This window comes from Cryobacterium sp. MDB2-A-1 (assembly GCF_004402675.1).
Lineage (GTDB): Bacteria > Actinomycetota > Actinomycetes > Actinomycetales > Microbacteriaceae > Cryobacterium > Cryobacterium glucosi.
In genome coordinates, this window is record NZ_SOFK01000029.1 from 29,556 (window position 1) to 48,431 (window position 18,876).

Annotated in this window: 18 protein-coding genes; 11 read left to right on the top strand and 7 right to left on the bottom strand. The window is 69.9% G+C overall.

Features of this window, described 5'->3' with window-relative positions; genetic code table 11:
* Positions 1–174 precede the first annotated feature (174 nt).
* The 9 genes from E3O39_RS11705 to E3O39_RS11745 all read left to right on the top strand — a co-directional run bounded on the left by E3O39_RS11705 (position 175) and on the right by E3O39_RS11745 (position 8,955).
* Positions 175–888, top strand: coding sequence for a DUF4397 domain-containing protein (locus E3O39_RS11705; protein ID WP_134447086.1), 714 nt, complete (start codon positions 175–177; stop codon positions 886–888).
* Between the two features lie 223 nt (positions 889–1,111).
* Positions 1,112–1,966 (top strand): DUF4397 domain-containing protein, encoded by an 855-nt coding sequence (locus tag E3O39_RS11710; RefSeq protein WP_134447123.1) that lies wholly within the window; start codon positions 1,112–1,114, stop codon positions 1,964–1,966.
* A 28-nt stretch (positions 1,967–1,994) separates the two neighbouring features.
* Positions 1,995–2,747, top strand: a complete 753-nt coding sequence (locus tag E3O39_RS11715) for a class F sortase (RefSeq protein ID WP_134447088.1) — start codon at positions 1,995–1,997, stop codon at positions 2,745–2,747.
* A 112-nt stretch (positions 2,748–2,859) separates the two neighbouring features.
* Positions 2,860–3,420 (top strand): RNA polymerase sigma factor, encoded by a 561-nt coding sequence (locus tag E3O39_RS11720; RefSeq protein WP_241975372.1) that lies wholly within the window; start codon positions 2,860–2,862, stop codon positions 3,418–3,420.
* Positions 3,407–4,480 carry an anti-sigma factor domain-containing protein gene (locus E3O39_RS11725; protein ID WP_134447092.1) on the top strand — a complete coding sequence of 358 codons (1,074 nt, stop codon included), beginning with the start codon at positions 3,407–3,409 and terminating at the stop codon, positions 4,478–4,480. Before E3O39_RS11720 ends, E3O39_RS11725 begins: the two co-directional genes overlap by 14 nt.
* A 64-nt stretch (positions 4,481–4,544) precedes the next feature.
* Complete coding sequence (locus tag E3O39_RS11730; protein ID WP_134447094.1) at positions 4,545–6,020, top strand: NAD-dependent succinate-semialdehyde dehydrogenase; 1,476 nt, start codon at positions 4,545–4,547, stop codon at positions 6,018–6,020.
* A 26-nt stretch (positions 6,021–6,046) separates the two neighbouring features.
* The gene (locus E3O39_RS11735; RefSeq protein ID WP_134447095.1) at positions 6,047–6,844 is read left to right on the top strand and encodes an RNA methyltransferase; all 798 of its coding nucleotides are present in this window, start codon (positions 6,047–6,049) and stop codon (positions 6,842–6,844) included.
* A 97-nt stretch (positions 6,845–6,941) separates the two neighbouring features.
* Positions 6,942–8,129, top strand: a complete 1,188-nt coding sequence (locus E3O39_RS11740; protein WP_134447097.1) for a thiolase family protein — start codon at positions 6,942–6,944, stop codon at positions 8,127–8,129.
* Between the two features lies 1 nt (position 8,130).
* Positions 8,131–8,955 (top strand): SDR family NAD(P)-dependent oxidoreductase, encoded by an 825-nt coding sequence (locus E3O39_RS11745; protein WP_134447099.1) that lies wholly within the window; start codon positions 8,131–8,133, stop codon positions 8,953–8,955.
* A 16-nt stretch (positions 8,956–8,971) separates the two neighbouring features.
* Here the strand turns inward: E3O39_RS11745 and E3O39_RS11750 are convergent, their stop codons facing one another.
* The 3 genes from E3O39_RS11750 to E3O39_RS11760 form a co-directional block, all read right to left on the bottom strand.
* Positions 8,972–10,594, bottom strand: a complete 1,623-nt coding sequence (locus E3O39_RS11750) for a hypothetical protein (RefSeq protein WP_134447101.1) — start codon at positions 10,592–10,594, stop codon at positions 8,972–8,974.
* A 393-nt stretch (positions 10,595–10,987) separates the two neighbouring features.
* A complete protein-coding gene (locus E3O39_RS11755; protein ID WP_134447103.1) occupies positions 10,988–12,040 on the bottom strand; it encodes an agmatine/peptidylarginine deiminase in 1,053 nt (350 codons plus the stop codon).
* A complete protein-coding gene (locus tag E3O39_RS11760) occupies positions 12,037–13,053 on the bottom strand; it encodes a nitrilase-related carbon-nitrogen hydrolase (protein ID WP_198413429.1) in 1,017 nt (338 codons plus the stop codon). The genes E3O39_RS11755 and E3O39_RS11760 overlap by 4 nt, the downstream gene beginning before the upstream one ends.
* A gap of 103 nt (positions 13,054–13,156) precedes the next feature.
* Between E3O39_RS11760 and E3O39_RS11765 the strand changes: the two genes are divergently transcribed.
* The gene (locus E3O39_RS11765) at positions 13,157–13,786 is read left to right on the top strand and encodes a TetR/AcrR family transcriptional regulator (protein ID WP_134447105.1); all 630 of its coding nucleotides are present in this window, start codon (positions 13,157–13,159) and stop codon (positions 13,784–13,786) included.
* Positions 13,787–13,899: 113 nt separating this feature from the next.
* Here E3O39_RS11765 and E3O39_RS11770 read toward each other — a convergent pair whose 3' ends face one another.
* From E3O39_RS11770 to E3O39_RS11780, 3 genes are all read right to left on the bottom strand, one after another.
* Complete coding sequence (locus tag E3O39_RS11770; RefSeq protein WP_134447107.1) at positions 13,900–14,202, bottom strand: hypothetical protein; 303 nt, start codon at positions 14,200–14,202, stop codon at positions 13,900–13,902.
* 60 nt (positions 14,203–14,262) lie between these two features.
* Positions 14,263–14,577, bottom strand: a complete 315-nt coding sequence (locus E3O39_RS11775; protein WP_134447109.1) for a hypothetical protein — start codon at positions 14,575–14,577, stop codon at positions 14,263–14,265.
* 163 nt (positions 14,578–14,740) lie between these two features.
* On the bottom strand, positions 14,741–16,183 hold the full coding sequence (locus E3O39_RS11780; protein WP_134447111.1) for a helix-turn-helix domain-containing protein: 1,443 nt from the start codon (positions 16,181–16,183) through the stop codon (positions 14,741–14,743).
* A gap of 180 nt (positions 16,184–16,363) precedes the next feature.
* Here E3O39_RS11780 and E3O39_RS11785 point away from each other — a divergent pair, with 180 nt between their 5' ends.
* The gene (locus E3O39_RS11785) at positions 16,364–18,214 is read left to right on the top strand and encodes a phosphoenolpyruvate carboxykinase (GTP) (RefSeq protein ID WP_134447113.1); all 1,851 of its coding nucleotides are present in this window, start codon (positions 16,364–16,366) and stop codon (positions 18,212–18,214) included.
* Positions 18,215–18,266: 52 nt separating this feature from the next.
* On the opposite strand, the gene E3O39_RS11790 is transcribed toward E3O39_RS11785, so the two are convergent.
* On the bottom strand, positions 18,267–18,839 hold the full coding sequence (locus tag E3O39_RS11790; RefSeq protein WP_134447115.1) for a TetR/AcrR family transcriptional regulator: 573 nt from the start codon (positions 18,837–18,839) through the stop codon (positions 18,267–18,269).
* Between the last annotated feature and the right edge of the window lie 37 nt (positions 18,840–18,876).

Consider the following 18,876-nt stretch of genomic DNA (forward strand, 5'->3'; position numbering starts at 1 on the left):
CCCTCGTGGCCCGGCAACTGTTGCCGATGGGGACACCTGTTGCCCGCCCACCGGGAACTGTTGTCCATATCGGCCACAGTTTTGGCCGCGGGTGCATCCGGATGCGGGGTACCACCCGAAGTGGGGGTGGGAGGCAATGCTGCCTCCCACCACCACGACAAGCAGGAGGTAACCATGCGCAAAATTCTAGCCGTAGGCGCCGCAGCCGGTGTACTCGTAGCTCTCGCAGGATTCGGGCCGGCGTACGCCGGGGACGGGGGGCACGGTCACGGTTCCGGTGACAACGGGCCCGCCGAATTGACCGTGTTCCACGGTATCCCCGGGGTCACCGTCGACGTCTATGTCGACGGAGCCCTCACGCTCGACAACTTCACGCCGGGCTCCTTCTCGGACACCCTGTCCCTGGACCCCGGCACCTACTCGGTCGCGATCACCGCTGCCGCCGCAGCGGATGCGAGCAACCCGGTGATCGGCCCTGTCGACCTCACCCTCGAGAGCGGCGACAACTACACCGCCGTGGCTCACCTCACCGAGGCAGGGACGCCGACGGCCACCCTGTTCACGAACAACCCCGACCCGGTTGGCAAGGGTGAAGGCCGGCTCACGGTCCGTCACGTTGCGGCAGCGCCGTCCGTCGACGTGCTCGCGAACGGTGCCGCGGCCATCACCGACCTCACCAACCCCGACGAGGTCGAACTCACCCTCCCCACGGGGACGATCTCGGCGGCCGTCGCCGCGACGGGCACCACCGACCCGCTCCTCGGGCCGGCCGATGTCTCGATTGCGAAGCGCACGAACACCATCGTGTACGCCTACGGCAGCCTCGCCGACGGAACCCTGGCGCTCGCCGTGCAGACGGTTCCACTCGAGAAGGGCCACAGGCACTGACCGCCGGCACTGACCTCCGGCACTGACCGCCGGCACTGAAAAGTCAGCGGCCGGCTCGAGCGGACCGGCCTGCGCAGACACCCACTGCGCAGGCCGGTCTCCGTCCGTCCGAAGCCGGGCGCTCATTCTCCTCGAGGAATTCTTTCCTGCCGCTGCATCCGAAATGGCATCTGAACAGGAAGTAAGGGTAAGAAGCAGCTCACCCCCACCGTAGGAGGACATGATGCACGCGACACACAGCACAGAATTCAAAGCTTCACTCACCGCCTCTCTCACGGCCGCTTCGATCGGAGCGCTCGTCATTTTCGGTGGTCTCGCCCCCGCCAGCGCCGCCACGGATGATGCGAAACTGTCGGTATTTCACGGCGTCCCCGGACTCACCGTCGATGTCTACATCAACAACAAACTGACGATTGACAACTTCAAACCGGGTGACATGGCCGGTCCCCTCGACCTCCCCGCCGGCACCTATTCGGTCGCCATCACGCCCTCCGACGCAGCAGATGCGAGCAAACCCGCGATCGGCCCGGTCGACCTCAAGCTCGAGGCGGGTATGAACTACACTGCAGTCGCGCACCTCGGAGCAGACGCGAAGCCCACGGCGACCCTGTTCACCAACGACACGTCCATGATTGCCGCCGGCTCTGGCCGCCTCGTCGTGCGGCACGTCGCCGCGGCGCCCGCTGTCGACGTCCTGGCGAATGGCGCGGTCGCGATCTCGAACCTTTCCAATCCGAAGGAGTCGGTCCTGACGATTCCCGCGGGCACGATCTCGGCCGTCGTTGCGGCCACCGGCACCACGGCACCCGTGATCGGCCCGGCCGATGTGAAGGTGGCCGAGGGAGTCGACACGATCGTCTACGCCTGGGGCAGCCTCGCCGATAAGAGCCTCGCTGTCGCCGTGCAGACGGTCGCGGGCATGAACTCCGACCCCAACGGCATTCCCGCCGGTGAGGCCGGTCTCGTCGCGACCAACCGGCCGGCGGACACGACCCCGTTCTGGCTCGCCGGCATCGCCGTGCTGCTGCTCGGCCTCGGGTCGGCCAGCTTCCTCGGACTCCGCCGAGTGCGTCGCTGAGCGCGCGAACGAGGACTGAGGGAGAACGATGAGAGCCACGGCGGGCAAAATCGGGATGCTTGCTGTGGCCCTTGTCCTGCTCTCCGCAGCTGCCCTGATGCTGATGCTGATGCTGAGCGGATGCGGGAGCACGTCCGTCGCGGGGAGCCTTGCCGGTGCGCCGATGCAGCTCCCCGCGACGGGCGCTTCTGCGCTTCCAGAATCGTCTGCACTCCCCGAACCGTCCGCAGCCGCGCCGATACCTCCCGCTCCGACGGCGACTCCGCTCCCTCCGGCGGTGCCACTCGTCACCGGGGTGAGCGCCGACATCCGCTCGGTGCAGGGCGTGGCACTGGTCGCACCGGTGCGGATCAGGATCGAGGCGCTCGGGATCGATATGGGTATCGAAGCCGTCGGACTCGGCGACACCGGCGGCATGGGCCTGCCGAAGAATCCGGCGATCGCCGCCTGGTACCAGTTCGGTCCGGCCCCGGCCAGTTCGTCCGGCGCGACCGTGATCGCCGCGCACGTCGACTCCCTCGAATACGACATCGGTCCGTTCTCCCGGCTCGCGACGGCGCCGGCCGGCACGGACATCGTGCTCTTTCTGGCGGATGGCGGTGAACGGCGCTACCGCGTCGAGTCCGTGGCCCTCACCCTGAAGCCCGATGTACCCTGGCCGGCGGTCTTCGACCGGACCGGGCCCGCCCGCCTCACCCTCGTCACCTGCGGTGGCGAATTCGACTACACGGCACGTCGGTACCTCTCGAACGTGATCGTTTCCGCGATGCCGGTTCCCTGATGAGCGGGATTGGCTATGCTGTCGCCGACGACGTCCGGCGCGACGCTCCCCGCAGGGACCGACGATGACCGGCAATCACATCACCCTGACAGTTGGGAGGCGACGAGACCCCGTGACCGTACCCATCGATGACGTCGACCACGTGCGACTTGCCGCCGCGTTCCAAGCGGGGGATGAACGTGCCCTTGCCGAGGCCTACGCACGGTGGTCGTCGCTCGTCTACACGATCGCGGTGCGGTCGCTCGGAGATCCCGGCGAAGCGGAGGACGTGACGCAGACGGTCTTCATCGCGGCCTGGCGCGGACGGGACAACTACAATCCCGAGCGGGCGCGGCTCCCCGCCTGGATCGTTGGGATCACCCGACACACCGTCGCGGACACCCATGAGGCACGATCAAGGCGCCGCCGGATCGAGCAGGCCGTTGCGGGCGAACTGCGGACGACCTCCGTCGACGACTCGGTTGACGTCGCCGACCGGGTGATGTTCGCCGAAGAGTTGCAGCGGCTCCCGCCCGTCCCGCAACGTGTCATGCAACTCGCGTTCTATGCTGACCTCACGCACGCGCAGATCGCCGCGATGCTCGATTTGCCGCTGGGAACGGTCAAGAGCCACATCCGCCGAAGCCTTGGCCGCCTGCGAGCCCGATTGGAGGCCGAAGATGACACATATTGACCGCGACGACCTCGCACTCATCGCCCTCGCGGAATTCGACCTCACCGAGGCGGAACGCGTGCACCTCTCGGTGTGCCCGCAGTGCGCGCTCGAGTTGATCTCCCTGCAGCACACCGCCTCGGTCGGCAGGTCCGCCCGGCACATCAGCCTGACCGAGCCCGCGGGCTCCGTATGGGCGGGCATCCACTCAACTCTCAGCCTCAGCGGCGCTGTCGGTGCACAACCGAGGCTCCGTGACTTCGTGCGCCCTGCGGATGCAGAGGCTGCCGGTGTCGTCTATGACGTGTACGACGCCTCCGACAACTCCGAGGGGTGCGACGTTTCCGAGCGGTATGACGTGTCCGATGGGTACGACGGGTACAAGGTCTCCGACGCGTCCGCCGCGTCCGATGCCTCCGAGGTCTCGGACCTTTTTCCGGGCAGTCGGGAGGCATCCGCGGGGGATCCCGCAATTAAGGTGCCTGCCCGGCCGGTCGCGGCCCTGCCGGTGCCCGTGGCAGAGTTGCCCGTTTCGCCGTCGCCGCCCCCCGCTGCGCAGCCGGCGACCCCCCGCGCTTCCGACTCGCCTGCCCGGCTGCGGCCTCGCCGACGTGTGAGGTCCACGACCCGAACCTGGGTGCGGGTCCTCATCGCCGCGGCGGCGAGCCTGGCGCTGCTCCTCGCCGGGTTCGGCGCCGCCCGCTGGGCCGACGCACTCCGCCCGCCCGCGACGGCGCCCATCACCTTCGAGGCCCAGCTCACGCCCTTCCCCGGCTGGAAGGCGAGCGGCAGTGCGGCGGTCGAGGTGACTCCCGGCGGTCATCGCGAGGTCGTCGTCGACCTCACCGGTCTCGCCGTCGCAACCGCGGCGGCCCCCCTCCGCGAAGTCTGGCTGATCAAGGCGGATGCGTCCGGCCTGATCAGCATCGGCCTGCTCGACGGGAACATCGGCCACTTCGATATCCCGGACGGCGTCGACCTCGCCCAGTACCCGCTCGTCGACGTTTCGGCGGAACCCGACAACGGAAACCCGGCTCACTCAGGAAATTCGATCGTGCGCGGAGAGCTGCACGCTATGTGAGCGCGGCCGCCCGCGGATAGGCTGGATGACGCAGAGCAGCAGACACTCGCGACAGGGAGACACTATGACGAACGTCACCGAAGCCGAACTTCTCCGGATGGTTCCGAAGGAACTCTTCATCAACGGGGAGTGGGTGCCCGCGCGTGACGGGGCGACGCTCGACGTCGTCGACCCGGCCACCGGGCTCGTCATCGCCTCGATCGCCGACGCCGGGGTCGCCGACGGCGCAGCAGCCCTCGACGCCGCCGTCGACGCCCAGGACAGCTGGGCGGCGACCCCACCCCGGGTACGCGGTGAGATCCTTCGGCGCGCCTTCGACCTGATGCAGGAGCGCAAGCAGGAGTTCGCGCTCCTGATGACGATCGAGATGGGCAAGCCGCTCGCCGAGGCCTACGGCGAGGTCGCGTACGGCGGCGAATTCCTGCGCTGGTTCAGCGAAGAGGCCGTGCGCATCAGCGGCCGGTACGGCACCAACCCCGAGGGCACCGGACGGATGCTGGTGTCCCAGCACCCGGTCGGCCCCTGCTTCCTGATCACGCCCTGGAACTTCCCGCTCGCCATGGCCACCCGCAAGATCGCCCCCGCGCTCGCCGCCGGCTGCACCGTCGTTGTGAAGCCGGCGTCGCTGACCCCGCTCACGACCCTGTACTTCGCCAAGCTCCTCGCCGAGGTCGGGCTCCCCGCCGGTGTGCTCAACGTCATCACGACCTCGCGTTCCGGCGCGGTATCCGACCCGATCATCGCCGACCCGCGGCTGCGCAAGCTCAGCTTCACCGGTTCGACGGCCGTCGGCCGCCGAATGATCGGCCAGGCCGGCCAGGGCGTGCTGCGCACCTCGATGGAACTCGGCGGGAACGCGCCGTTCATCGTCTTCGCCGACGCCGACCTCGACAAGGCCATCGACGGCGCGATCGCGGCGAAATTCCGCAACGTCGGGCAGGCATGCACGGCCGCCAACCGGTTCATCGTGCAGGCGTCCGTCGCGGAGGAGTTCGCCCGCCGGGTCACCGAGCGGGTGCAGGACTTCGTCGTGGGTCGCGGCACCGCAGAGGGCGTGAACATCGGACCGCTGATCAACGCCGGGGCCGTGGAGAAGGCATCCACCCTGGTGCAGGACGCCCTCGAGCGCGGCGCGAGACTGCTCACCGGCGGCGACTCGATCGAAGGCGCCGGCACCTTCTTCGAGCCGACCGTGCTGGCCGGGGTCGCGCCGGGCAGTGACATCCTGCGCGAGGAGATCTTCGGGCCGGTGCTCGCGATCGCGACCTTCGACGAGGAGGACGACGCAGTGCGGCTCGCCAACGACACCGAGTTCGGGCTGGTCAGCTACGTCTTCACCCGGGACCTTGCCCGCGGGCAACGCATGGTCGAACGCCTGCAGACCGGGATGATGGGGCTCAACATCGGCGTGATCTCGAACGCGGCCGCACCGTTCGGCGGGGTCAAGCAATCCGGCCTCGGGCGCGAGGGCGGCCCGGAGGGCATCCAGGAGTACCTCTCGACCAAATACACGATGACCCCGGACCCCTTCGCCGACTAGCACCTGCCGGCTCGTAGACTGAACGGATGCCCGTCACCCCGATCACCGACCTCGACGACCCGAGACTCGTCGACTACGCCCACGTCACCGACGTTGCCCTCAAGAAGGCCCGCGGCACCGAGCACGGCCTGTACATCGCCGAGTCTGCGCTCGTGCTCGAGCGGGCGCTGCGTGCCGGCCACCGGCCACGCTCCGTGCTCGCGCTCGGCAACACGGTCGACGAGGCGCGCGCGCTCGTCGGCGAGGACGTGCCGGTGTTCGTCGGGCCAGGGGAGCTCCTCGCCGAGCTGACCGGGTACATCCTGCACCGCGGTCTGATCGCGGCGATGAACCGGCCGGTCCTGCCGGACGCCGATAGCCTGCTCGCCGGAGCCCGGCGCATCGTGATCCTCGAGAACGTGTCAGACCCCACCAACGTCGGCGCCATCTTCCGCTCCGCCGGCGCGATCGGGGCGGATGCGATCCTCGTCACGCCGCGCTGCTCCGACCCGTTCTACCGCCGCGCCATCCGCGTCTCGATGGGGACGGTGCTGCAGGTGCCGTGGACCCGCGTCGGCGACTGGACGAGCACCCGCGCCCTGCTGTCGAGGCACGGTTTCCACGTCGCCGCGCTCGCCCTCCGGGCGGATGCCGTCAGCCTCCGTGACGTGCAGTCTCGCGATCACGAGAAGCTCGCCCTGCTGCTCGGCGCCGAGGGCGACGGCCTCACCGAGGACGCCCTCGCCGCAGCGGACAGTGTCGTGCAGATCCCGATGAAGCACGGCGTCGACTCCCTCAACGTGGCCGCGGCGAGCGCCGTCGCGATGTGGGCGCTCTCGGCCTGACCCGCGCCGCGCATCCGCCCGCCCGTTGCTCGCGGAGCCCTGCGCCGCGCCAACGCCGGCGGGCCCCGGCGGCGCGGCATAGGCCTAGGCTGTCGGCATGAGCAACGAGGCCGTGATCATCGATGTCGTGCGTACCCCGTCCGGGCGGGGCAAGCCGAATGGAGCGCTGTCGGGGGTGCACCCGGCGGACCTGCTCGCCGGGGTGCTCGCCGAGCTGGTCCGCCGGAATGACCTCGACCCCGCGCTCGTCGACGACGTGATTGGGGGCTGCGTCACGCAGTCGGGCGAGCAAGGTTACAACGTGACCCGCACCGCGCTGCTCAGCGCGGGATTCCCGGAGTCCGTGCCGGGCACGACGATCGACCGGCAGTGCGGTTCCAGCCAGCAGGCGGCGACCTTCGCCGCCCAGGGCGTGATCGCCGGCAGTTACGACATCGTGATCGCGTGCGGAGTCGAGTCGATGAGCCGGGTTCCGCTTGGTTCCTCGCTGCGTCCGGGCCAGGACCCGTCCGGCCGGCTCCTGCTTGAGCGCTACCCGAACGGTCTCGTCGGCCAGGGCGTCTCCGCCGAGCTGATCACCCGCCGCTGGGGCCTCAGCCGCGCCGAACTCGACGAGTACGCTGCCCGTTCGCATCGGCTCGCAGCGGATGCGACCGGCCGTGGAGACTTCGACCGCGCCCTCGTCCCGGTCCGGCTCCCCGACGGCTCCTCCGTCACGGGCGACGAGACCGTCCGTCCCGGCACCACGGCGGCGGGCCTCGCCGCATTGCCGCCGGCGTTCCGCACCGATGCCCTCGCGGCCCGGTTCCCCGACCTCGACTGGCTGACCACCGCGGGCAACTCGTCCCCGCTCACCGACGGCGCCTCCGCCGTGCTGATCATGAGCGCTGCGCGCGCCGCCCAGCTCGGCTGCACGCCGCGGGCGCGGTTCGACAGCTTCGCCATCACGGGGAGCGACCCTCTCCTGATGCTCACCGGCGTGATCCCGGCAACCCGGCGCATCCTCGCCCGCTCCGGCCTCGATCTCGACGACCTCGACGCCTACGAGGTCAACGAGGCTTTCGCGTGCGTTCCGCTCGTCTGGGCGCGCGAACTCGGCGCCGATCCCGCACGCCTCAACCCGGACGGCGGCGCGATCGCCCTCGGCCACGCGCTCGGTTCCTCCGGCACCCGACTGCTCGGCACCCTCCTCGGCACCCTCGAGCGCACCGGTGGCCGCTTCGGCCTGCAGACCATGTGCGAGGGCGGCGGCATGGCCAACGCGACGATCATCGAAAGGCTCTGAGATGCGCATCGACGGATGCTCCGCACTGGTCACCGGAGCCGCCTCCGGCCTCGGGCTGGCTACCGTCACCGCCCTGCACGCGGCGGGGGCAGCAGTCGTGCTGCTCGACCTGCCGGGAGCACCCGGGGCCGCGATCGTGGCCGCCCTCGGCGACCGGACGCGCTTCGTGGCCGGCGACGTCACGAGCGTGGGCGATGTGCACAGCGCCGTCGAGGCGGCGGTGTCGATGGCGCCGCTGCGGATCGTCGTGACGTGCGCGGGAATCGCGCCGGCGGAACGCACCGTCGGGAGGGACGGCCCGCTCCCGCTCGACGACTTCGAGCGGGTGATCCGGGTGAACCTCACCGGGACGTTCAACGTGATCCGGCTCGCGGCCGCCGCGATGCTCGCCGCCGAGCCGATCGACGAGATGGCCATCGGCCTCGGCGCCGGCTCTGGCGCAGGTGCTGGAGCCGGGGGAGGCGGGACCGCCGAGCGGGGCGTCATCGTGACGACGGCATCCGTCGCAGCTTTCGACGGACAGGTCGGGCAAGCGGCATACGCGGCCTCGAAGGGCGGGGTCGCGGCGATGACGCTGCCGCTCGCCCGGGAGTTCGCGCGCTCCCTGATCCGGGTCGTGTCGATCGCGCCCGGCGTCTTCGACACCGCGATGCTGCAGGGCATGCCTGCTGCGGTGCGGGAGTCGCTCGCCGCGCAGGTTCCGCACCCGGCCCGGCTCGGCGACCCGAGCGAGTTCGCCGCGCTCGTGCGGCACATCGTGGAGAACCCGATGCTCAACGGCGAGACGATCCGGCTCGATGGCGGAATCCGGATGCCGCCCCGCTGAGCCCGCGCGACCTGGCCTACTCGGTGTGGTTGACCTTCCGCTGCGGGGAGCCTGCCGCCCAGCGCTCCGCGGAATCCGTCGCGAGCCCGGCGATCTCGTCCTGGCGGTGCACGATCGTCTCGGCGGCCGCGATCCGCTCCGTCAGGGCCGGCAGTGTGACGCCCGCGAGCAGCGCCGAGAGCTGCGCCTCATACTCGATCCGATAGTTCTCGGTGCCCTCGGTCAGCGAACTCAGCAGCGCCGCGTACTCGATGCGCGCCTCGCGGGCGGTGGCCTGCTCGGTCTGGGTATTCAGCTCGAAGAACTTCGTGCGCGCCCGGTTCTCGGAGATGAGGGCGGCGCGATAGTTCGGACCCGTGCTCTTCTGACCGGTCTTCACGCGCAGCTCGGTGGCCCTGGCCAGGATCTCCCTGGCCCGGTCCCGTTCGGCGCGCAGGATCTGAGAACCCGTGACCGTGCCGGCGTAGTTCGCCACGATCGGCGCGCCCGGCGCGGGCGCCATCGGCGCACGCGCTGACCGGGTCAGGGGCGCCTGGGGTGCGCGCTGTGCGGCGAGGTGTGCGGCAGACTCCGCGGCGGACCGCACCGTCGACACCGGTTCCGGTTCCGGCGGCGCGGGCAGTCGCGACGGGCCGGCCAGTGGCACGTGGAGCGGCACGTTGATCGCTTGCGCTGCGGCGGCCCGTGCGGCCGCGGCCTGTGCTGCGGATGCCTGCGCCGCGGATGCCTGTGCTGCGGCGGCTTGCGCGGCTGCGGCTTCTTCTGCCGCGGCTTGTGCTTCGGCGTGTGCGGCGGCGGCTTGCGCCCGGGCGGCCTGCTCGATTGCGGCTTGAGCTGCCTCGGCCTGCTCAACCGCACGGTGTGCTGCAGCTTGTGCTGCAGCGGTTTGCACGGCGGCGGCGTGCGCTGCCTCGGCCTGTGCCGTCTCGGCTTCCGCGGCGGCGGCCTGCGCCGCGGCCGCCTGGGCGACCGCGGTCTCTGCGGCTGCGGCAAGCGCGGCAGCGGCAGCGGATGCACTGGGTCGCGGCGGCGGTGCAGCGACCGGTTGTGCGGCGGCCGGCGGCGCGGCCGCAAACGATGCGGCGATCGGCGGCGCGGTAGTAAACGGTGCGACAACCGGCAGTCCGGTGACCGGCGGCGCGGCCTGGAGCGCGGCGGGCAGAAGAACAACCGGCACCGCAACGGGTGCGGTCACAGCCGTACCCACGCCCGGATAACCGGCTTCCCGCGGCTGGACGGCCCGGGCCACGAAGTCGGGGACGACCTCGGTGCTGCCGTCGCCGCGCTTGAGCACCCAGTTCACGTTGTCCCGGCCGCTCACCGTGGGCACTGAGATCTGGGCGACGTCGACAAAGGCCTGTTGGGCGTAGTACTCCGCGTTGGACAGCACGCCCTTGCCCGGAGACACCCGCGCGTTCATGTGCCGGCTGAACCGGCTGCGCTCGGCGGCGCTCAGGAGCGCCGGGTTGAAGGTGATCGCTGCGCTGCGCCCGAGCCGGACGACGGGAGAGGTCCCGGTCGCGGGTTGGCTTGCGCGCGCGGCCGGCGGATTCTTCCCCGCGGTGCGTGCGGCGGAGCGCTGGCTGCGGCGCAGCAGGGCCTCGCGTTCCACGTCACGGAAATCGCCTGTGGCACTCATCCGAGAACTCCCGCTCGGACGTCGGTGTACGTCGGCAGCTTGTCGAAGGCTTCGGGTATCGGTGTATCGGGTGTCGGGTGGGTCACGGCGGGTCCGCGTTTCTCGCTTCGACGTCACCTCTTCGTCGGGGTGCTCAGCCGACAGGGGTTTCGGGACCGTGTGTCGGCAGTCGAACGGAGGGGACCGGTCCGCAGCGAGGGCTGCGAGGGGTCCGGCACCGTCTGGAAAATCGAATCAGCCGCTGGGGCGAACGACAGACCTTCCGACGAATGGTTACGTAGTGATAAATGGGTATGGTCGGCCGTGCGACGGACCCCGGAACAGGGGGGGAAATCACACGCCCACACATACCCTAGCTGCGCCGACAGCCTCACCGCCAGACATTGCGGCGGGTTAAGCCGCCGCGGGCTGCTGCTGGGTGATGCAGTGGATGCCTCCGCCGCGGGCGAAGAGCGGCCGCGCGTCCACGGTCACAACCTTCCGCCCCGGGTAGGCGTTCTCGAGGATCGACCTGGCCGCGGCATCCGCCCGGGGTTCGCCGAAGCCGCACGCGATGACGCCGCCGTTGACGACGAGGTGGTTCACGTAGCTGTAGTCGACGAAGCCCTCGGCGTCGGAGAGCCGGGCGGGCGCGGGCAGGTCAATGATCGTCCAGGGCCGGCTAGCGGCATCCGTCGACGCGGCGAGCCCCGCGCGCAGCTCCCGGGTCACACTGTAGTCGGGATGCGCCGGGTCGTTCTGGGCGTGCACCAGGAGCGTGCCGGGCGCGGGGATCGCGGCGACGATGTCGACGTGCCCGCGGGTGCCGAAGCGGGCCTGGTCGCGGGTGAGGCCGCGCGGCAGCCAGATCACGTGCGTCGCCCCGATCGTGCGGGCGAGTTCGGCCTCGACCCTGGCCCGGTCCGCCTGCGGGTTCCGGCAGGGGTCGAGCTGCACGGTCTCGGTGACGATTACGGTGCCCTCGCCGTCGACCTGGATGCCGCCGCCCTCGTTGACGAGCAGCGAGGACACCGGTCTCGCCCCGGCCGCGCGGGTCACGATCCCGGCGATGTCGGCGTCGCGGCCCCAGGTCGCCCAGTCCTGGCCGCCCCAGCCGTTGAAGATCCAGTCGACGGCGCCGAGCCGCCCGGCCGGATCGAGCACGAAGGTCGGCCCGATGTCGCGCATCCAGGCATCGTCGAGCGGGGCCTCGAGTACGTCGACGCCGGCGGAGAGGTGCCGCGCGGCGGCGGCCCGCGCGTCGCGTGCGCCGGTCCCGCCGGCGCTCCCGGGGTCGACGACCATGGTCACCGGCTCGAACTCGAGCACCGCGTGCGCGACGGCCGCCCAGGTGCTGCGCGCATCCTCCGCCTCAGCCGCCGTGTCGCCGAGCGTGTAGCCGTCGGAGGGGAAGGCCATCCAGACCCGCTCCTGCAACGCGGTCTCCGCGGGCATCCGCCAGGTCATGCGCGGGCCGCCGCGCCCGCGCCCGCGCTCGAGTCCGCGTCCGCACCGAACGGATGCCCCTGCTCGACCGGGGTGGTCAGGCGTCCGTAGCTGTCGGGCCGGCGCGTTCCCAGGAACGGGAACAGGGCCAGCCACTCGGCCCGCTGGGCGAGATCGAGGTCGGCCACGAGCACGGCCGACTTGTCGCGGGGGGCCTGGACCAGCATCCGCCCGTAGGGGTCGGAGATGAACGAGGAGCCGTAGAAGGTCAGGTCGCCCTCATCGCCCCAGCGGTTCGGGACGACCATGAACAGGCCGCTCGTGATACCGTTGCCGACGATGACGTGCTGCCAGATCGGCTGGGTGTCGAATGCCGGGAAGCCCGGCTCGGAGCCGATCGCAGTCGGGTAGGCGAGGATCTGCGCCCCCGCAAGGCCGTAGAGGCGCGAGACCTCGGGGAACCACTCGTCCCAGCAGGTCGGCATGCCGATGCGGGCGCCGTCGAGTTCGGCCGGGGCATAGACGGGGTACGCATTCTCCGGCGGCCCGGGGCGGAAGTAGGTGTCCTCGTAGTAGCCCTCGGTCACGGGGATGTGCAGCTTGCGGGTGCGGCCGAGCAGCTCGCCGGAGGGGGAGACGATGATCGCGGTGTTGTAGCCGCGCGGGTCGCCGGGCTGGTCGGCCGGGTCCGGCCGCTCGAACAGCGAGGCGTGCACGACGACGCCGTGCGCGCGGGCCTGCTCGGCGGCGAAGGCGAAGGTCGGGCCGGTGAAGAGGTCCTCGGCGTCGAGCTTGGGCACGCCGGTCGCACGACGGTTGCCCGGGTACTTGCGGAGGGTCAGTTCCGGGAGGAACACGATCCGCGCCCCCGCGGCGGCGGCAAGGCGGATGCCCTCTGCGAGTTCGGCGCGGAGGGTCGCGTCGTCCGCGTGCCAGCGGTGCTGCACGAGCCCGACCCGGAGCGGGGCGGGGGTGGGTGCGGCGTCGGCGACCCGGGTCAGCGGCGGGGCGGCGGGGGCGATGATGAGCTGCAAGGCGTCTCCTGGGGTGCCGGCAACGGCGGTCGAAGAAAGGATAGGGAGCCAGTTGATCACTTGATCAATAAGCCCGAGGCATAACTATATACACTGAGGTGCGATGTCAACCCTTCCGAGCCGAGTCAAGCGCAAGTCCGGTCCCGAGCGCGCCGCCGAGATCGCGCGCACGGCCCGCGAGATCGCCCGCTACGACGGTCTCGACGCCATCACGCTCCGCGCGATCGCGGCCCGGATCGGTGTCACACCCGCCCTGGTCAGCCACTACGAACCGAGCACGGAGGGCCTCGTCGCGACGACCTTCGGCTCGATCGCCGGCGCAGAGCTCGCGGAGATCACGAAGGAGCTCTCCGCTCTCCCGAGTTCCGTCGAGGCGCTGCGCGCGCTGATCGACACACTCCTGGGCCCCGATCGCAGTGCCGTGACGACCGTATGGCTCGACGCCTGGAGCGTCGGGCGCCGCAACATCGCCCTTGCCCGTGAGGTCGGCGTGCAGATGGATGCCTGGCAGGCGTTCCTCGTGGCCCTCCTGAACCGGGGCTGCGCGCGCGGCGAGTTCGCCGTCGCCGACAGCGGCGCCCTGGCCTGGCAGCTCCTCGCGATCATCGACGGCATCAACGCGCACGCCGTCGTGCGCTACGGCGACGCCCGCGGCCAGCGCGACCTCGTGCGCACCGTCGCAGAGCACGAACTCGGTCTCCCGCCGGGCACCCTCTCTGCCGCACCCGCCTGACGCACTCGCTCCGGCGCATCCGCTCTCCGCAACTGGGTCGGAACGTACATGTCGGCATCCGTTGCATCCGCTGCCAGACACGACGACTCCCACCGGGTACGCTCGCCCCGCGGTCAGGACGCGATGGTGAAGAGCCCCGCGATACCGACGAGGTACAGGCAGAGCACCGGGAGGAAGGCATTTCCTCCAAAGATGTCGCTCATGGCGACGTTGTCGTCGCCCTGTTTGATGGACTGCAGACCGGTGGAGAGCTCGGGCAGCGAGGTCGCCAGGGCCAGGATCGTGGCACCGAAGATGATTCCAGAGACTCCCAGCTGGTTCGCCGCCGCATCGCCGGACAACTCCAGAACGACGCCGGCGACGAGCGTCGCCAATGCCGAGACTGCGAAGATCGCTCCGGCCCTTCCGGTGCTCATTTTTGTGCCGCCGTTGAGGAGCCATTCTCCGTTACATTGTGGCGAACGCGCGCGGCGCACTCAATCGGCTTCCGCCTCCGCCTTCTCACCGTGCGAGACGATATCGCCGTCCGTGAAGAGGATGCCCTGAGCGATTTCTCGCCATTTCGGCTTTGCGCGGAGCAGGAACTCCAGTTCCATACTGAAATGTTTGTACTCTTCGCCGAGCGAATCCTCCATGATGGCGCGGGCGGCGGAATCCTGCTCAACGGCTATGCGTTGTTCATACCAGCCGATTGCTTCGGCTTCTTCGGAGAGGCTTGCGCACATCCTGGCGAACGTACGCACCTCGGCAGACAACTCCTGAGGCGGCTCGTGATACTGGTCTGTCGGCATGTTCTCTTCCTTTTCTGTCGGAAACGGCCCGACTAATCGCAGCGTAGGCCCTGATCCGGTGCGGGCGTAAGAACGCGAGACCACCGTGGAAGGTGGCGTTGCTTCGAAACATGGAATCCCCACACACATACTCGACCCAGCCGGACGCCAAAACACCATCCGATCACGGGGCCGCGTGGGCCTCGAGGAATTCGTAGACCTCGGTGTCGTCGACGCCGGGGAAGGTGCCGCTCGGCAGGGGCGAGAGCACGTGCGCGTGCAGGCGGGCGCTCGGCCAGGCGTGACCGGCCCAGTGCGCGGCCAGGTCGGAGGCCGGCCGGCGGCAGCAGGACTCGTCCGGGCAGCGCGACACGGCTCGCTGCACGGTCTCGCGTCCGCGGAACCACTTGGCGTGCACGAACGGCACCCCGACGCTGATCGAGAATTCGCCGCCATCCGCCGCCCCGGTCTGGGTGGCCGACCAGAAGGTGCCGGCCGGAGTGTCGGTGTACTGGTAGAACTCGGTCGTGCGGTTGGTATGCGTGAAGGCGCTGCGGGCACTCCACTGCTTGCAGACGAACTGGCCTTCGATCGAACCGGTTACGTCGACCGGCAGCGGCAGGCCGTCGTTCTCGTAGCCCTTCTGCAGGGCGCCGTCGCCGGTGACCCTGAGGAAGTGAAGCGGCATGTCCAGGTGCGAGGTGGCGAGGTTGGTCAGGCGGAGGGCCGCGGCCTCGTGGGTCACGCCGAACGCGTCGCGGAAATCCTCGACCGAGAGCTCGCGCTCGCGTTTCGCGCGCGCGAGGAACGCGACGGACGCGGCAGGCGGCATCAGGCACGCGGCCGCGAAGTAGTTGATCTGCAGCCTCTGCCAGAGGAACTCTGCGTAGCTCGCCGGGCGTTCGTGCCCGAGCAGCCGGTGCCCCATCGCCTGGAGCGCCATCGACCGCAGCCCGTGCCCGCCGGGGATCGACGCCGGCGGCAGGTAGATCCGGTGGTTGACGAGGTCGGTCACCGAGCGGGTCGAGTTCGGCAGGTCGTTGACATAGATCAGGCTGAAGCCGAGCTGCTCGGCCATCACGCTCACCTCGCGGTGCGTGAGTGCTCCGGAGACGTGACCGGACGCCCGCACCCGGTCCTCGGCGAGCTCCTCGATGTCGGGCATGTAGTTGTTCTGCTCGCGCATGAGCTCGCGCAGCTCCGTGTTCGCCCGCCGGGCCTCCTCCGGCGTCGCGATCGCCTCGCTCGCGCGCCGCGCAAGCTCACGGTGCAACCCGATGAGCGACTCGAGGGCAGTGACCGGCATGCCCTTGGTGACCTTGACCTCGGGCAGGCCGAGCGCACCGTAGAGCGGGTTCTTCTGCGCCCGCGCGAGCTCGATCTCGAGCGCGGCCCGCCGGTTCGGCGCCTCGCCGTTGAGCAGGTCGGCGATCGGGACGCCGAGCACGGTCGCGACGTCCTGCAGGATCGACAATTTCGGTTCCCGCCGGCCGTTTTCGATGAGCGACAGCTGGCTGCCTGCGAGTCCGACCTTTTCGCCGAGCTGGTCGAGGGTGAGGCCGCGCTCGCCGCGATAGTGGCGGATGCGCAGGCCCAGGGTGACGAGATCAGAGGCTCGAGTCGACATTCCTTAACAATATCTAAAGAAGCGCGATTCTTAAAATGAGTTTTTTGATCCAGGAGGGAAGATTGCGCGCATTCTGGTTCTGCAGCACAGAGTTACGGACGCCCGACGACAAGCCGCGCGGATGCATCGATCACGACCGCAGGCATCCGCTGCACACCCCATACCGAGAAAGGCCAGGAGATGACCATCGCCCACTTCCGAGTCACATCCAGCGGAAGCGATTCCGACGACACTGCCGGTACCACGGATCCCAATCTCCAGTCCTGGGTGGATTCCATCGCCCGGCTGACCCAGCCGGACGAAGTTATCTGGTGCGACGGTTCGAGCCGGGAGGCCGACGAACTCTCCAAGCAGCTCGTCGCAGAGGGCAAGCTCATCAAGCTCAACCCCGAGTGGCGCCCGAACAGCTACCTCGCCCGGACGAGCCCGTCCGACGTCGCCAGGGTCGAAGACCGCACCTTCATCTGCTCGACGGACCCCGACGACGCGGGCCCCACCAACAACTGGGCCGACCCCGCAGCGATGAAAGACGAGCTGCGCGCCGTCTTCGCCGGCAGCATGCGCGGCCGCACGATGTACGTCGTGCCGTTCTCGATGGGCCCGCTCGGTGGCCCGATCTCCCAGCTGGGCGTCGAGATCACCGACTCACCATACGTCGTGCTCAACATGGGCATCATGACCCGGATGGGCGACGCCGTGCTCGAGCTGATCGAGGCCGGAGCCCGATGGGTGCAAACCATCCACAGCGTCGGCTACCCCCTCACGGATGCCGCAGGCGAGACCCGCCCGGACGTCACGTGGCCCTGCAACGACACCAAGTACATCGTGCAGTTCCCCGAGACCCGCGAGGTGTGGTCGTACGGCTCGGGCTACGGCGGCAACGCGCTGCTCTCGAAGAAGTCCTTCGCCCTGCGGATCGCGTCGGTGATGGCCCGCGACGAGGGCTGGCTCGCCGAGCACATGCTCCTGATCAAGGTGACCTCGCCGGAGGGTCGCGCCGTTCACCTCGCCGGCGCCTTCCCCTCCGCCTGCGGCAAGACCAACCTGTCGATGCTGCGCCCGACGATCCCCGGCTGGACGGTCGAGACGATCGGCGACGACATCGCCTGGCTCCGCCCCGGCCCCGACGGACGCCTCTGGGCGATCAACCCGGAGGCTGGCTTCTTCGGCGTCGCCCCCGGCACCGGCGTCGTCACGAACCCCACCGCGGTGCAGACCGTCTGGGGCAACACGATCTTCACGAACGTCGCCCTCCGCGACGACGGCGACGTCTGGTGGGAAGGCCTCACCGAGACGCCGCCGAGCCACCTGATCGACTGGCAGGGCAACGACTGGACGCCCTCGTCGCCGACGCCGGCCGCGCACCCCAACTCCCGCTTCACGGTCGCCGCGGCGCAGTGCCCCTCGATCTCCGACGACTGGGAGGCCTTCGGCGGCGTCCCGATCGACGCGATCCTCTTCGGCGGGCGGCGCGCCACGAACGTGCCCCTCGTCGCCCAGGCCCGCAGCTGGAAGCACGGCGTCTTCATGGGGGCGACGATCTCCTCAGAGAAGACCGCAGCAGCAGAGGGCACCGTCGGCGAACTCCGCCGCGACCCCTTCGCGATGCTCCCGTTCTGCGGCTACAACATGGCCGACTACTGGGCGCACTGGCTGAAGGTCGGCAAGGGCCTCGGCAGCCGCGCCCCCGAGATCTTCCAGGTCAACTGGTTCCGGAAGGGCGCGGACGGCAGCTTCCTCTGGCCCGGCTTCGGCGAGAACTCGCGGGTGATCGAGTGGATCGTGCGCCGCATCGAAGGGTCGACGGATGCCGTCGACACCCCGATCGGACGCCTCCCCGCCGCGGGCGCCCTCGACCTCGCCGGTCTCGACCTCCCGGAGGAGACCGTGGAGCAGCTGTTCCACATCGACAAGACCAGCTGGCTCGCCGAGTGCGACCTCACCGAGGACTACTTCGCCCAGTTCGGCGACCGGGTCCCCGCTGCGTTGCTCGCCGAACTCTCGAGCGTGCGCTACCACCTCAAGGGGTAGCGGCGGGCCGTGGGGGCCGGCCGGCGGCATCCGCTGCCCGGCCCGCCCCGGCTCAGGGGGCGATGAGTTTGCGGGCGGCGGCGACCGCTGCGGCGCGGCGGCGCTCCCGCACGGATGCCTCCGGCGCGCTGCCCGGGGCGGGGAACACCCCGGGGGAGTGCACCCACGACGTCGCGAGCGAGAAGACGAGGGTGACGAGGTCTTCCGGATCCCAGCAGGGGTCGATGTCGCCCCGGGACTGGGCGGCGGCGATCGCGGCCGCCTCCGGGCCGTTGCGCCATTCCGAGGTCGTCGGCAGCAGCGCGGCGGCGCCCTCGAGCCTGGCCCAGTCGAGCATCCGCACGTGCTCGGGGTGCTCGACGACGTGGTCGAAGACCCGGCCGACGAAGCCGGGCAGGTCGTCCGTGTCCATCGGGATCGCGGCCATCACGTCGCGCCGGTTGACCTCGAGCACGGCGGTGAACAGGGCGCCCTTGTCGCCGAAGTATGCATAGAGGCGCTCCTTGCTCGCCTTCGCGGCCGTGGCGATGCGGTCGACGCGCGCGCCGGCCAGTCCGTACCGGGCGAACTCGGCCTGGGCCGCATCGAGAATTCGCTCGCGGGTCGCTTCACCGTCACTTCTCATGACTAAGATCATACCTATCCCAACCAACTAGTTCGTT